At 45.6% G+C, this 15,042-nt stretch carries 10 protein-coding genes; 5 read left to right on the top strand and 5 right to left on the bottom strand.

The features are described from left to right. Positions 1 to 198: 198 nt before the first annotated feature. Both GT360_RS10045 and asd read left to right on the top strand, forming a co-directional pair. Positions 199 to 1,350, top strand: a complete 1,152-nt coding sequence (locus GT360_RS10045) for a chemotaxis protein (RefSeq protein ID WP_164649641.1) — start codon at positions 199 to 201, stop codon at positions 1,348 to 1,350. Between the two features lie 137 nt (positions 1,351 to 1,487). Continuing rightward, positions 1,488 to 2,603 carry an aspartate-semialdehyde dehydrogenase gene (gene asd, locus GT360_RS10040; RefSeq protein WP_164648737.1) on the top strand — a complete coding sequence of 372 codons (1,116 nt, stop codon included), beginning with the start codon at positions 1,488 to 1,490 and terminating at the stop codon, positions 2,601 to 2,603. Between the two features lie 72 nt (positions 2,604 to 2,675). On the opposite strand, the gene GT360_RS10035 is transcribed toward asd, so the two are convergent. Both GT360_RS10035 and GT360_RS10030 read right to left on the bottom strand, forming a co-directional pair. Next, positions 2,676 to 3,539, bottom strand: coding sequence for an ion transporter (locus tag GT360_RS10035; protein ID WP_164649640.1), 864 nt, complete (start codon positions 3,537 to 3,539; stop codon positions 2,676 to 2,678). A gap of 119 nt (positions 3,540 to 3,658) precedes the next feature. Further along, the gene (locus GT360_RS10030; RefSeq protein ID WP_164648736.1) at positions 3,659 to 4,297 is read right to left on the bottom strand and encodes a YchE family NAAT transporter; all 639 of its coding nucleotides are present in this window, start codon (positions 4,295 to 4,297) and stop codon (positions 3,659 to 3,661) included. A gap of 655 nt (positions 4,298 to 4,952) precedes the next feature. Between GT360_RS10030 and adhE the strand changes: the two genes are divergently transcribed. Beyond that, complete coding sequence (gene adhE / locus GT360_RS10025) at positions 4,953 to 7,652, top strand: bifunctional acetaldehyde-CoA/alcohol dehydrogenase (protein ID WP_164648735.1); 2,700 nt, start codon at positions 4,953 to 4,955, stop codon at positions 7,650 to 7,652. Between the two features lie 676 nt (positions 7,653 to 8,328). Here the strand turns inward: adhE and GT360_RS10020 are convergent. The 3 genes from GT360_RS10020 to GT360_RS10010 all read right to left on the bottom strand — a co-directional run bounded on the left by GT360_RS10020 (position 8,329) and on the right by GT360_RS10010 (position 11,113). Next, positions 8,329 to 9,582 carry an outer membrane protein transport protein gene (locus GT360_RS10020; protein ID WP_164648734.1) on the bottom strand — a complete coding sequence of 418 codons (1,254 nt, stop codon included), beginning with the start codon at positions 9,580 to 9,582 and terminating at the stop codon, positions 8,329 to 8,331. A gap of 255 nt (positions 9,583 to 9,837) precedes the next feature. Next, positions 9,838 to 10,557: a DUF3379 family protein gene (locus GT360_RS10015; RefSeq protein ID WP_164648733.1), complete on the bottom strand. Its 720-nt coding sequence runs from the start codon at positions 10,555 to 10,557 to the stop codon at positions 9,838 to 9,840. After that, positions 10,550 to 11,113 (bottom strand): sigma-70 family RNA polymerase sigma factor, encoded by a 564-nt coding sequence (locus GT360_RS10010; RefSeq protein WP_164648732.1) that lies wholly within the window; start codon positions 11,111 to 11,113, stop codon positions 10,550 to 10,552. Before GT360_RS10010 ends, GT360_RS10015 begins: the two co-directional genes overlap by 8 nt. Positions 11,114 to 11,561: 448 nt before the next feature. Between GT360_RS10010 and fadI the strand changes: the two genes are divergently transcribed. Beyond that, the gene (gene fadI, locus GT360_RS10005) at positions 11,562 to 12,887 is read left to right on the top strand and encodes an acetyl-CoA C-acyltransferase FadI (protein ID WP_164648731.1); all 1,326 of its coding nucleotides are present in this window, start codon (positions 11,562 to 11,564) and stop codon (positions 12,885 to 12,887) included. Next, positions 12,887 to 14,998: a fatty acid oxidation complex subunit alpha FadJ gene (gene fadJ, locus GT360_RS10000; protein WP_164648730.1), complete on the top strand. Its 2,112-nt coding sequence runs from the start codon at positions 12,887 to 12,889 to the stop codon at positions 14,996 to 14,998. The genes fadI and fadJ overlap by 1 nt, the downstream gene beginning before the upstream one ends. Positions 14,999 to 15,042 lie beyond the last annotated feature (44 nt).

Genomic DNA, 15,042 nt, shown 5'->3' with positions numbered 1-15,042 from the left:
AATACGGGCCTCTTTTTGTTTGTGCTGTAAAGTCGTTTTTGGTCTAATCACGCCACAAAAATAAGACGGGACGAGTGTTTAGCTTGTCACTGCTCTTTCTTGATTATTACTATCCGTTGGTTAATCCAATCTATTAGTTAGTACAATGTTTAAGGCTACAGTGTGATTAAAAAGCATTTATGGTTACCCATTCTATTGATGGTCACTACTTTGAGCGGTTGCTCCTTACTAGAAGTTAAAATTGACAACCAAACCACGCCACTGACTCAGCAAGAGTTAGCGACCCGCTTATTGACTCGAGAGTATGCGCTTTCGTTCTTTTCACAAGTGGAGCAAAACGCTGATTTACTCAAAGAGCAATACTTAGTGGATGATCGCTACCATCAGTCTTATGTCTTGTTGTGGAAAATCAATGCGCAAGAGGGGCTGCAGCGCGCCGTTTATCAAGCATCGCCACAAGCGGGCTTAATTGATAGCTGGGTGTTCACCAAACAGATGGATGAGTTTTTTAAGACTGAACAGGGAATGGCGCTCTTTGAATCGCAATTACCCGGTCAAACATCCACTAAGTTGTTGGCAGAAATCGAGCAACTCGCGAGCATGTTAATGTCTCGCAGCCTGTTCAATTCATCAAAAGAGTTTGTAGAGCAGTTCAGCCAAGCGCACCCTTTTGATGAAATTCGTTTTATTCAGACTCCTTCTTATCGCAGTTGGCTTGAGTTTAATGGGTTGTCTACAGAGGAAGCGGTCACCAGTGTTGGCACGATGGCAGAGGCGATGGGAGATGTATCCGATCGCCTGAGCTTAGTCTCTCAACAAACACCAAAACTTATTGGTTGGAAAGCGGAGCTAGTGGCACTTAACAGTGACCTCACTGCGGAAGACGTATCGAGTGCGTTGGAAACACTTAAAGCAACCTCAGAATCTTTCCAGGACTTTGTAGAGAATAACCCAGAGTATATGCGTAACCTTGCTGCTTACATGGCGGTAGAGCTGCAACCATTAGTCGATGATATTGATAGTAAAACCACGGAACAACTGGGTAAGCTGTCTCAAGAGCGTCAAGCTTTGGACGTGATGGTAGAGCGTGAACGGCTGGAGTTGATTGCTTTGGTGGAACGCGAACGCCAAGCGATTGCAGGTATCGTTTCAGAGCAGCGACAAATGCTGACACAAGAGCTCGATCAAGTTTCGCAAGATGTGCTTACACTGGCGATGGATAAGCTCATCGAGTTGATTAAGAGTACGATCATCTACTTTATTTTATTCATTACTGCGATTTTCTTTGCACCACTTGGCTTAGGTTATATGTTGGGTAAACGCAGTGCCATAAAGACAAGCAATGGGTAACAACTCATCGGGGTTGTGCATAAAAAATCGTTAAAAAATGTGTGTGGGTGAAATAACACTTGCGCTTTGAAAGGGAAATCTTTATTACTGAGGTTTCCCTTTTTTATTTACCGTTTTGACATGGAGTGCGAAAGCTTATGAGAGTTGGTCTAGTTGGTTGGCGTGGCATGGTGGGCTCTGTCCTGATGCAGCGCATGGTTGAAGAGCGAGATTTTGATCTTATCGAACCGGTCTTCTTTAGTACCTCGCAAGTGGGTATCCCAGCCCCGAATCTTGGTAAAGAAGCAGGTCTTCTTCAAGATGCGTTTGATATTGATGCTTTAAAACAACTAGATGCCGTGATTACCTGTCAAGGCGGTGGTTACACTGAAAAAGTGTATCCAGCACTTCGTCAAGCAGGCTGGAAAGGCTACTGGATTGATGCAGCTTCTACTCTTCGTATGGCGAGTGACTCTATCATTACTCTTGACCCAGTGAATATGAAGCAAATCCAAGAAGGTATTCACGGTGGAACGAATACCTTTGTCGGCGGTAACTGTACCGTGAGCTTGATGCTCATGGCCCTGGGTGGCTTGTACGAGAAAGGCCATGTTGAGTGGATGAGCGCAATGACGTATCAAGCCGCTTCAGGTGCTGGTGCTAAGAACATGCGTGAGCTGATTTCACAGATGGGCACAATCAAAGAATCGGTTGCGTCAGAGTTAGCGAACCCGGCTTCTTCAATTCTTGATATCGACAAGAAAGTCGCAGAAACCATGCGTGCAGATTCATTCCCAGTCGATCAATTTGGTGTGCCTCTAGCGGGCTCACTGATTCCATGGATTGATGTGAAGCGTGATAATGGTCAAAGCAAAGAAGAGTGGAAAGCGGGCGTTGAAGCGAACAAGATCCTAGGTTTGCAAGATGCACCAGTGCCGATCGATGGTACTTGTGTGCGTATCGGCGCAATGCGTTGTCACGCGCAAGCTCTCACCATCAAGCTTAAGCAAGCAATCCCAATGGACGAGATCGAAGAGATGATCGGCACTCATAATGATTGGGTTAAAGTGATTCCGAACGATCGTGATATCACTGCTCAAGAGCTGACACCAGCCAAAGTGACAGGTACGTTGGATATTCCTGTTGGTCGTCTACGTAAGATGTCGATGGGTGATGACTTCCTAAATGCCTTCACCGTTGGTGACCAACTGCTTTGGGGTGCTGCGGAACCACTACGTCGTACATTACGCATTATCTTGGCAGAAAAACAGTAACCATTTACTGAATAATTGATAAAAGGAAGCGCCAGTAGGCGCTTTTTTTTGTGCAATACTCGTTGCAGCAAACTATTTGTCTGACGTTTCTACAGGGACAACTCGCTGATCAGGGTCGGCTAGCTCACTGCCGCAGTATTTACAAAACATGGCTTCGGTTTCATGTCCAGACTTTGAACAGTTTGGACATTTAACCAGTTGACGGTGGGATTTCATCTCGTTGTTCAGCTCTGCTGTGATGATTCCAGTTGGCACTGCCAAAATGGAGTAACCTAATAGCATAGTGAGTGATGCAATGGTCTTTCCTAGGCCCGTTTGGGGAACGATATCTCCGTAGCCGACGGTGGTGATAGTGACAATTGCCCAGTAGATGCTTTTAGGAATACTCGTAAAGCCATGTTCTGGTCCTTCGATAACATAGATCAGAGAACCGAAAATAGTGACTAAAATCCCTACGGTGGAGAAGAAGATGAAGACCTTTCTTCGGGCCATAAGCAGACTGCGTAACAGCAGGTTGGAATCTTGTAAATAGCCGACCAACCGAAGAATACGAAAGATACGCATGATGCGTAGCATGCGTATCACCACCATATAAGAGGCTCCGGGGACGAACGGCGCTATATAAGTAGGTAAAATGGCTAAAAGGTCGACGACGCCATAATAACTTCTAGCGTAGGCAAAGGGTTTTGGCGAGCAATAGAGGCGGACTAGGTATTCAATAGTAAACAGCCCGGTCAAGCCCAGTTCTATGTAGTGAAGAGGTACGCCATAGGCAAGCTGTATTTCAGGAACCGATTGAGCAACGACAATACACAGCGAGGTTAAAATAGCGATTAGTAACCCAATGTCGAACGCTCTACCCGCTGAGGTGTGGGTGCCGAATATTATGACATAGAGTCTATTTTTGAGAGGGTGCGGGTGCTGCTCTTGTTCCATACTGATTCCATTCAAGTCACTATCGTGTGTCTATTCAGTATGATACTAGCGAAGCGGGTGGCAAGTCATTAGGCAAGTTCGCCTCTAGCGGAAGGCTAGAGGCGATCGAAAAGTGATGGTTACATCAATCCAGGGAATAGGTTACGAAGACCATTGGCAATAAATTCGATACCAAGCGCGCCCAAGATCAAGCCCATAATACGTGTGATCACGTTGATTCCGGTTTGACCTAAGAAACGAACAATCAGTGGCGCAGAACGGAACAGCAGCCATGAACTAAAACAGAAGGCGATAACAGTTAGAGCGATACCTACGGTTTCAAGCGCGCCAGGGTAACGTGAACCGTAAACAATCGTAGAGCTGATTGCACCAGGTCCTGCCATAAGCGGCATCGCGAGAGGAACTACGCCAATTTGCTCACGACTGACATATTCTGACTTCTCTTGTTTGTTCTGCTTATCTTCACCGAGTTTACCGCTCATCATTGAAAACGCGATACTCAATAGCAGCAACCCGCCTGCGACTCGAAATGAGTCTAGCGAAATACTGAACATATCAAGCAGTACTTGGCCAGCGAGAAGTGAAGTGATCAAAATAACTGCGACAGCGATATTGGCAGTCTTGGCGGTTTTGTGTTTTTCCTCAAGAGTCATGTGTCCAGTCAACGAAACAAAAACCGGCATGATCCCAACCGGGTTCACTGCGGCGACTAAACCAAGAAAAAACTGAAGAAAAATAGCGATTTCTATGCTTTGCATTTTGGCATTCAATCCAGTGTGAAAAAGGGCGACAAGTAAGCGCGGCTAATGTAGGACTTTTTTAAGCAAAATTCGAGTAAAAAACGCAGTAAGGTTTGTATCTTTTTATGAAAAAGGGAAGGTAGAACCTAGCAAGGGGAAAAGTTCGTGCAACAAAATCTTTGTTTTGTAATGCAATAGTAATTTTTTTGTGTCGAACATCTTGTGAACATGAAAATAATCCCAATATAAAAACTAGCGAGTTGACCAAAGATCCTTATACTAAAGTGGCACGTAAATGCTGTGTATGTGTCGAAAGTTGTTCAATTATGAAAGTTTTTTTCAAAATTATGTGGTTAAACTTTCATCGCGCAACCGTTCGATTGTTTTTTGCACAGATTTATTTTCGGCCATAAAAGATTTATAAATCAGTTGCTTAGGTTTAATTTGTTCGGTTGTGTAACCCTAATGGGGTAATTAATTTTTCATAACTGATCTGAGTCAATTTATTTCACACATTGAAACATTATACTCAGTCTCGAAAGCAATTTACTAAGCCTACTGGTTTACAAACAGTTAACTTAGTCGTCATTGAAGCGTGGGGGCGTGACAATGGCACCGGAGCAGTAAGCTCAATAAATTAGCTTTTATATTTTATTATTTTAGGAGATTTTCTATGCCTGTAACTAACCTAGCTGAACTAGATGCTCTAGTAGCACGCGTTAAAGCTGCACAAGAAGAGTTTGCTACTTTCTCTCAAGAGCAAGTAGACAAGATCTTCCGCGCAGCTTCTCTAGCAGCTAACCAAGCACGTATCCCTCTAGCGCAACAAGCGGTAGAAGAATCAGGTATGGGTATTGTTGAAGATAAAGTAATCAAGAACCACTTCGCTTCTGAATTTATCTACAACAAATACAAAGATGAAAAAACTTGTGGCGTTCTAGAAGAGGACGACAACCTAGGTACTATGACTATCGCAGAGCCTGTGGGCATCATCTGTGGTATCGTACCAACGACTAACCCAACTTCGACTGCTATCTTCAAGTCTCTAATCTCACTTAAGACTCGTAACGGTATCATTTTCTCGCCACACCCACGTGCGAAAAACTCTACTAACGACGCAGCGAAACTTGTTCTAGATGCAGCAGTAGCAGCAGGTGCTCCAAAAGACATCATCGGTTGGATCGACCAGCCTTCTGTTGAGCTATCTAACGGTCTAATGAAGCACGATGGCATTGCTCTTATCCTTGCGACTGGTGGTCCAGGCATGGTTAAAGCAGCTTACTCTTCTGGTAAGCCAGCAATCGGTGTAGGTGCGGGTAACGTTCCTGTCGTTATCGACGAAACTGCTGACATCAAGCGTGCAGTGGCTTCTATCCTAATGTCTAAAACGTTCGATAACGGCGTAGTTTGTGCTTCTGAGCAGGCTGCAATCGTTGTTGACGAAGTATACGACGAAGTAAAAGAGCGTTTCGCTTCTCATAAAGCTGTTGTACTAAGCAAAGCTGATGCAAATAAAGTACGTAAAGTCCTTCTAATCGACGGCGCACTAAACGCGAAAATCGTGGGTCAACCAGCACCAGCAATCGCTGAGCTAGCAGGCGTTAAAGTTCCAGCTGACACTAAAGTTCTAGTAGGTGAAGGTCTTGGTAAAGTTTCTTACGACGACGAGTTCGCACACGAAAAACTATCTCCAACTCTAGGTCTATTCCGTGCAGACAACTTCGAAGACGCAGTTGCTCAAGCGGTAACTATGGTTGAGATAGGTGGTATCGGTCACACATCTGGCCTTTACACTAACCAAGATACTAACGCAGACCGTATCCGTTACTTCGGTGACAAGATGAAGACTGCACGTATCCTAATCAACATCCCGACGACTCACGGTGGTATCGGTGACCTGTACAACTTCAACGTTGCACCTTCTCTAACTCTTGGTTGTGGTTCATGGGGTGGTAACTCTATCTCTGAGAACGTAGGTCCTAAGCACCTAATCAACAAGAAAACTGTAGCGAAGCGAGCTGAAAACATGTTGTGGCATAAACTACCTAAGTCAATCTACTTCCGTCGTGGCAGCCTTCCAATCGCAATGAGCGACCTAGAAGGTAAGAAACGTGCGTTCCTTGTAACTGACCGTTTCCTATTCAACAACGGTTACGCTGACGAAGTAGTGAAGCTACTTAAAGAGCAAGGCATCGAAGTTCAAACTTTCTTCGACGTAGAAGCAGATCCAACACTATCTGTTGTTGAGAAAGGTGCAGAAGCAATGAAGAGCTTCCAACCTGACGTAATCCTAGCTCTAGGTGGTGGTTCACCAATGGATGCTGCGAAGATCATGTGGGTAATGTACGAGCACCCAGAAACTCACTTCGAAGAACTAGCAATGCGCTTTATGGATATCCGTAAACGTATCTACAAGTTCCCGAAAATGGGTCAAAAAGCTGAACTTGTATGTATCACTACAACTTCAGGTACTGGTTCAGAGGTTACTCCATTCGCGGTTGTTACTGACGACAAGACAGGTGCTAAGTACCCACTAGCTGACTACGAAATCACGCCAAACATGGCTATCGTTGATGCTAACCTAGTAATGAACATGCCTAAGTCTCTAACAGCGTTCGGTGGTTACGATGCAGTAACTCACGCTCTTGAAGCTTACGTATCTGTTCTTGCTAACGAGTACTCTGACGGTCAAGCTCTACAAGCACTTAAGATGCTAAAAGAGTACCTACCTTCAAGCTACGCGAACGGTGCAAACGACCCAATCGCTCGTGAGAAAGTACACAACGCGGCAACAATCGCTGGTATCGCGTTTGCGAACGCATTCCTAGGTGTTTGTCACTCAATGGCGCACAAGATTGGTGCTGAGTTCCACCTACCACACGGTCTAGCGAACGCACTACTAATCTCGAACGTTGTACGTTACAACGCGAACGACAACCCAACTAAGCAGACTGCATTCTCTCAATACGACCGTCCTCACGCACGTCGTCGTTACGCAGAGGTTGCTGACCACCTAGGCCTAAGCCAAGCTGGTGACCGTACTGCTCAGAAGATTGAGCGTCTACTAGCATGGCTAGAAGAGCTGAAACTAAACCTAGACATCCCAACGTCTATCCAAGCTGCAGGTGTTGCTGAAGCTGATTTCGTTGCGAAACTAGATGAGCTAGCAGTTGAAGCGTTCGATGACCAGTGTACAGGTGCTAACCCACGTTACCCACTAATCACTGAGCTTAAAGAAGTACTAATGGCTTCTTACTACGGCAAAGCATTCGTTGAAGGTGAAACTTTCGAAGGTACTACGGTAATCAAGAAGAAAGCAGACCAAGAAGCAGCGCAAGCGCCTAAAGCTAAGAAAGAGAAAGCAGAAGCTTAATGGTAAGTTTTAGTTATGAGATAAGTCTTCGCTAGCACGATAACTTATCGGAAAAGATTGAGACCCCAGCCGGAAGGCTGGGGTCTTTTTTTGGTTTTGGGAAGTGCTGAAGTAATGGTTAAGCACAGTACCAGTGCCTCCTCTTTTGAAGGGGAGGCTAGGAGGGGTTAAACCATCTAACGAGTTACGCCAGAGCTGACTAGTGAGCAGGTACTGAAAAGAGCAGTGGAGTGGGCGTTTTGGACGAGTCGCAGTGACCCCTCCCTAACCCTCCCCTTGAAAAGGGGAGGGGACTAGATCAACGCACAAACTGACCGCATCGTTTACAAATCAAATCACAAAGGCGCCCTTTGAACACGCAATACTCAAATCAAAGTGCCCAACCAGTCCCTCCCCTTTTGAAGGGGAGGCTAGGAGGGGTTAGACCATCTAACGAGTTATGCCAAAGCTGAATTATAAGCAGGTGCCAAAGAAGCAATCAAGCGACTGATTTGGTTACCACAACACGGTCATACTGAATTTATTTCAGTATCTAATTGAGGTGTTCACAGGGATATGAGCGCGTTGAGTAGACCCTGAAACCAGTTCAGGGTGACCACATTTCGAATGGTACAAAAACAAAAAGGGTCGGAATAATCCGACCCTTTGCTAAATACCAACTACGTTGTTATTTGAATTAGAAGCTACGGCTGTATTGCAGACCCACTAGGATAGCATCAGCACGTGTTGTTGCTGTTAGAACAGGAGTATCTCCGACTAGATACTCTTCAGCCGATGTGTCTTTTCCGATCAAGTATGTAAAGCCAAAGTCTACATTAGATTTTTGGTCAATATGGTATGTGAAACCTGCGGATAGCCATTGACGGTCTGAATCTGGAACAGATATCGAAGTCAGTTTATCCTGGGCACTTGTATCGTACATATAGCCTGCACGCAGAGTCCAGTCAGAGTTAAGGTAGTATGTACCACCTAAAGCGTAGTGCCAGCCATCTTGCCATTCGTAAGCTTTAGTGTAAGAGCCGTTAACGCCGCCTACTGGTGAGTCCGCTAAGTTAAGGTTAGTAAATTCGATCTCATCAAATGCACTCCAACCTATCCATTGTACGCTATAGTGTACAGCGAATTTAGTATCCTCTAAGCGATGGTAACCAGAGAACTCAGCCATGTCTGGAAGCGCAAGTGAAATTTCTTGCCCTTTGTCATCTTTTGCATCGAACTGAGGGCTATAACGATAAGATAAGCCAAATCGGTTGTTTTCATCTAACTCGTATACAGTACCGATGTTAAAACCGACACCCCAACCATCTGCGTCTTCAACCTTAAGTGTTGTTTCAGGTGCGAACTGAGGGAATCCTGGTGGTGCGAGTTCAGCGCCTCCACGTACGAAAGTCCCAACACCGTAAATAATGTCTAGGCCAGCACCAAAACTCCATTGTTCATTTAAACGGTATGACCCGGCAATACCAATGTTGCCACTCTTAACATCTGTTTCACCGCCGAACACAGAGTTTTCTAAAGCGCCTTTAAATTCTGTACGTGTACCAAAGTTCGAGTAAGCGTTAATACCCCAGGCAAACTTCTCGTTTATAGGCATAATGAAGTGAATGTTAGGCGCAACTGATGTGCTGCCGACATCATCGTTACCAGCTGTAGGGCCACTGGCTGTGTAGTTAACATCAGATACAGAAATATCTGTAATGATAGTTTCAAAACCTAGAGACAACTCCATAGAGTCAAAAAGTGCCATAGCAGCAGGGTTACGAGCCATTACAGATGCGTTATCAGCGATAACTGCATCACCCGCGAATGCGCGGCCGATACCTGTTGCAGATTGTGCGTTTAGTTGGAAGCCAGCAGCTACCGCTTGCTGAGAAGCCAGTGCGACCGTTACGGCTACCACTGATTTTTTAAACAGACGCATGTTTTTCATTTGCTTTTCCTTTTTACGTTGCCTCTATCGGGCAGTTTGTTGAGCTTTAGCTCTTTTGGGGGCTAATCCTAGTGGCAAGTATAGGAAATAGAAATCCGACCATTGGATAAAATTAGCTAAATTTCGTAGAAATGATGGGTATCTGGCAGGAAAAGGGGGGTATTTGATGATAATTAGAGTTTTAGCTCTATAAAAGTGAGACAAAAAACGCCTCATGGGGTACAAGAGGCGTTGGAATAGATAACTTTCAATGAATTACATAGGTTTGAGTATATACTCTATATTTTCGGCGATTTTAGCGACATCTTCGTTCAAGTGAGCCACGATGATCATGCTCGAATTTTCTAGAGGTACAACCATACCCTTCATTTTATCGTCATTGAATGTCTCATCCTCACTAGGCTGATTGGTTATAAAAACAGTCACTCGACCATGTTCGCCCCTTAATACCGCGTGGAAAGCATTGCTTGTACCAAATGAGCAATGATTCAAGTAATAAACGTGGTATGGGAATTGGCTATCAACTTGGTAGTGGAAAGGCGTTAACTTCGCGTTTATCTGCTCGATAGAAGAGCTCTCATCAAGCGAGGCGATAAAATCTTTCTCACCGTAGAAATATTCAAGGGCAGTAACGCCTAAACTTGCTTGTGCTTGGGGAACAAACACATTGCCCCAGTTGATTTGCCCGGCAAGTAAGCCAGCCATAAACGCTACTGAAGCGGCCATTGACATCATACGCTTAGTAAATGTTGGGCGTACGACTTTGGTTTCCTCGACGGCTTGGTTTAAAAGAATTCTGTCTGCAAGATCATCCGGCACATCAATTTTCATGGCTTCGTTGATCTTTTTGTCGAGATCAAGCACGTCATCTAAAAACTTTTCGTTTGCCTCACTCGCACGTGTCGCGTCCATTATATCGGCGTCACGAACGTTTGGTTCAGTCAAAACTCTTCGACGAAACTCTAACTCATCCATTGCTCATACCTCGACTCGATGTGGATGCATCCACTTTCTCTTTCAACTGATTTCGGGCGCGGAAAAGGCGAGTCATTACTGTATTCGTATTGAGCTCAAGAATCTTTCCTATCTCCTCACCACTAAATCCCCCAACGACCTGTAGATAGAGTGGCTCACGATACTCTTCGTCTAACGTCATGATCTGCTCATGAAGCCACTGCGTTTGATGATGGTTGTCATCAGACGTTTTGGCCTCTTGGCTGTAATCATCAATGTCCACAAGGTCGAACTGTTTACGTTCAAAACGACGTGCGTTTTCGCGACGTAAGATCGTAATCAGCCATGATTTAGCCGCCTTATCGTCTTGCAGGCTATCTAAAGACTTCCATGCACGCATGAAGGCTTCTTGCACCACATCCTCTGCAATGGTTGGATCTTTACACAACCAATAAGCATAACGATAGAGGTCCTTGTGATAGGCTCTGACGAGCGCTTCGTACTTTCTTTGCTTGTCCATATCCCTATTGACCGAGGTAGTGGACTTTTTCTTTCCGAAAAATTCAATAATCGCCACAAGCAATACCTAAATGTTGTCTTTAGTAGGCATAATCCCACTAAAAATTGATCTACTTCAAAATCTTATACCCGAATGGCTTTATAGTACACCTTGTCATCTAGTTAGTTCTTTGAGCTAACATGTTGAGCAAGATGACACTTCCTTTTGAAGGCTGACTTTACTTTCTCCTAATCAGGAAACTGATTATTTTCAATTGGCGTAAGTTAATTGTTTTATAGATTCCGACCACACAGTTTTGTGTGGTTTTTTTTTGCCTAAATTCCTTGTTGAGTGTTCGCTCAGTAATATTTCATACGCTAGCTTTAAACAGTAGCGTGATGGGCAAGTGATCGCTATCTATTCTGATTTCGTTGCCAATATCACGTTTATTTAAACGCTCGTTTGATTCTGTTAACATTCTCGTTACACTGTTCAGGTCAGACCTCTACAATGGAAGGAATCCTACATGGGCAAGTCGCATACTTCGCAGCAGCTCAACCTGCAAACTCGCTCCGGTGAACGTATCGCTGTCGTTTCCGGACTTCGTACTCCCTTTGCTCGGCAGAGCACCGCTTTTACTGATGTTCCAGCAGTCGATCTCGGAAAGATGGTCGTGTCAGAAATGATGGCACGCGTCGATATTGACCCTGCGTTAATTGATCAGGTCGTGTTTGGTCAAGTGGTCCAAATGCCAGAAGCGCCGAACATCGCACGTGAAATTGTTCTGGGAACAGGGATGAACATACACACCGATGCGTACAGCGTGTCACGAGCTTGTGCGACGAGTTTTCAGTCTGCGGTAAATGTGGCTGAAAGTATTATGTCAGGTGCCATTGATATCGGTATCGCTGGCGGTGCGGATTCCTCTTCTGTTCTACCTATTGGGGTTTCTAAGAACATGGCCGCTAACCTGCTCGCACTGAGTAAAACGAAAACCGTCACTCAGAAACTCAAGTTACTTCAGAAGCTCTCATTTAAAGACTTGATGCCTGTCCCACCTGCGGTTGCAGAATACTCGACTGGGCTATCTATGGGGCAGACAGCCGAGCAAATGGCAAAATCTCATGGCATTAGTCGTGCCGAGCAAGATGAGCTGGCACACCGCTCTCACTCGTTGGCAGCTCAGGCATGGGCGGATGGCAAGATCCAAGGTGAGGTGATGACGGCTTTCCCTGAACCCTACAAGCAGTGGATTGATGAAGATAATAATATTCGCAAAGACTCGACCATCGAGGGCTACGCCAAACTAAGACCTGCTTTTGACCGTCAGTTTGGTTCAGTGACAGCGGCAAACAGCACGCCGCTGACGGATGGCGCTGCAGCGATCATGTTGATGCGGGAAGGGCGTGCAAAAGAGCTTGGTCTGGATGTGTTGGGTTACATTCGATCGTATGGGTTCTCAGCGATAGGCGTACATGAAGACATGCTGATGGGGCCTTCCTATGCGACACCTATCGCTTTAGACCGTGCAGGGGTCACCCTCTCAGATTTGACCTTGATTGATATGCACGAGGCGTTTGCCGCGCAAGCACTGTCGAATGTGAAAATGTTTGCCAGTGAGAAGTTTGCCAAAGAGAAGCTGGGCCGCAGTCAGGCTATCGGTGAAATAGATATGGATAAGTTTAACGTGCTTGGTGGGTCGATAGCTTATGGGCATCCTTTCGCTGCAACAGGGGCACGAATGATTACTCAAACCCTGCGTGAACTTCAACGTCGCGGTGGTGGTTTAGCGCTTAATACTGCATGTGCGGCAGGTGGCTTGGGTGCTGCAATGGTGTTGGAGGTAGAATAATGACAACTCAGAACGCTTTTACATTAAACATTGACGAACAGAAACTCGCTTGGCTGACCATTGATGTGCCGGGTGAGAAGATGAACACACTGCAAGCAGCGTTTGCCGATGAAATGACAGAGGTTTTTTCGCAACTAAATGAACATAGTGACCTAAAAGGCTTAGTCATTGAATCAGGAAAGCCTGACAACTTTATTGCTGGTGCGGATGTCCGAATGTTGGCGGCGTGCAACTCTGCCGAAGAAGCCAAAGCGTTAGCTGCAAAAGGGCAGGAGATGTTCCAGCAACTGTCAGCTCTTCCTTTTCCTGTGGTGGCGATGATTCACGGGCCTTGCCTTGGAGGTGGCTTAGAGCTGGCTCTTGCTTGTGACTATCGCGTGTGTAGTGATGCGGATATTACTCGTTTAGGTTTACCCGAAGTGCAATTGGGTTTGTTGCCTGGTTCTGGCGGTACACAGCGACTACCAAGATTAATTGGTCTGCTTCCATCCCTTGACCTGATCTTGACGGGTAAGCAATTGCGAGCCAAGAAGGCGAAAAAACTGGGTGTGGTAGACGCCAGTGTTCCCGTAAGTATCTTAAAAGACGTTGCTATCTCAATGCTTGATAAAGGTAAGCGTAAAAAAGAGAAGGTCTCTAACAAAGAGAAATTGATGTCAGGCACAGGCTTGGGTCGAAAAATGATTTTCGAGCAAGCCGCTAAGAAAACACGCGCCAAAACGCGAGGCAATTACCCGGCCGCTGACGCGATTCTCGATGTGATCAAACATGGTCTTGAGAATGGCATGCCAAAAGGCTTGGAGTTTGAGGCCAAGCGTTTTGGTGAGTTGGTGATGACATCAGAGTCTGCCGCGCTTCGTTCCATCTTCTTCGCTACCACAGAAATGAAAAAAGAGAGTGGTTCGTCAGCAGAGCCTGCCCAGGTAAACCAAATAGGCGTGCTTGGCGGTGGCCTGATGGGGGCGGGTATTGCACATGTTTCAGTTTCAAAGGCAAAAGTTCCCGTGCGCATCAAAGATGTATCGAATGATGGTGTGCTTAACGCCATGCGCTACAACTACGATCTATTCGCTAAGCAACGCAAGCGCCGAATCCTGTCTAAAGCGCAGCTTCAAGAGAAGATGTTGCAGATTTCAGGTGGCACAGATTTTACTCGCTATCAGCATGCAGATATGGTGATAGAGGCAGTATTTGAAGATCTTGAACTAAAACAGAAGATGGTCGAAGATATTGAAAAGAATGCGAAAGATAGCACCATTTTCGCTACGAATACTTCCTCTTTGCCTATTGGGCAAATAGCAGAAAAAGCACAGCGACCAGAAAACATCGTTGGTCTACATTACTTCAGCCCTGTAGAGAAAATGCCCTTGGTTGAAGTTATACCCCACGACTCGACATCGGAAGCAACGATCGCAACGGCAGTGAAGTTTGCCAAGAAGCAGGGCAAAACGCCGATCGTTGTTAAAGACAAAGCGGGCTTCTTCGTTAACCGAATTTTAGCACCGTACATGAATGAGGCTGCCAATATATTGATGACGGGAGAGCCGATTGAGCACCTTGATGAGGCTTTGTTGAACTTCGGATTCCCGGTTGGCCCGATAACATTGTTGGATGAAGTCGGCGTTGATATTGGCGCTAAAATTATGCCAATCATGGTTAAAGAACTGGGGCCAAGATTCCAAGGTCCTGATGTTTTTGACACTTTGCTTGATGACGACCGCAAGGGTCGGAAAACGGGTAAAGGTTTTTACACCTATAAGGGGGGTAAGAAGAAGGGCGTCGATGAGTCGGTTTATAAACTGTTGAGTTTGACGCCTGAGAAAAAGTTGAGTGAAAAGGAAGTTTCTCTGCGCTGCGTGTTGCCAATGTTAAATGAAGCGGTACGCTGCCTAGATGAGGGTATTATCCGTTCTGCTCGAGATGGTGATATTGGCGCAATCTTTGGGATTGGATTCCCGCCTTTCCTCGGAGGTCCATTCCGTTATATGGACCAGATTGGGCTGGTGCAGTTAGTTGAGATGATGAACGAATATGCAGAGAAGTTTGGTGATCGATTTGCGCCTTGCGATGGGCTGCTGACGCGTGCAGGTAACAACGAAAGCTTCTACTGATGCGCGTGAAGTGATTGTTAATCATGGATTTGGCGAGCTTCGGC

Source organism: Vibrio astriarenae (genome assembly GCF_010587385.1).
GTDB lineage: Bacteria > Pseudomonadota > Gammaproteobacteria > Enterobacterales > Vibrionaceae > Vibrio > Vibrio astriarenae.
The sequence above is the reverse complement of the archived record's forward strand: the minus strand, read 5'-3'. Positions and strand labels throughout refer to the sequence as shown.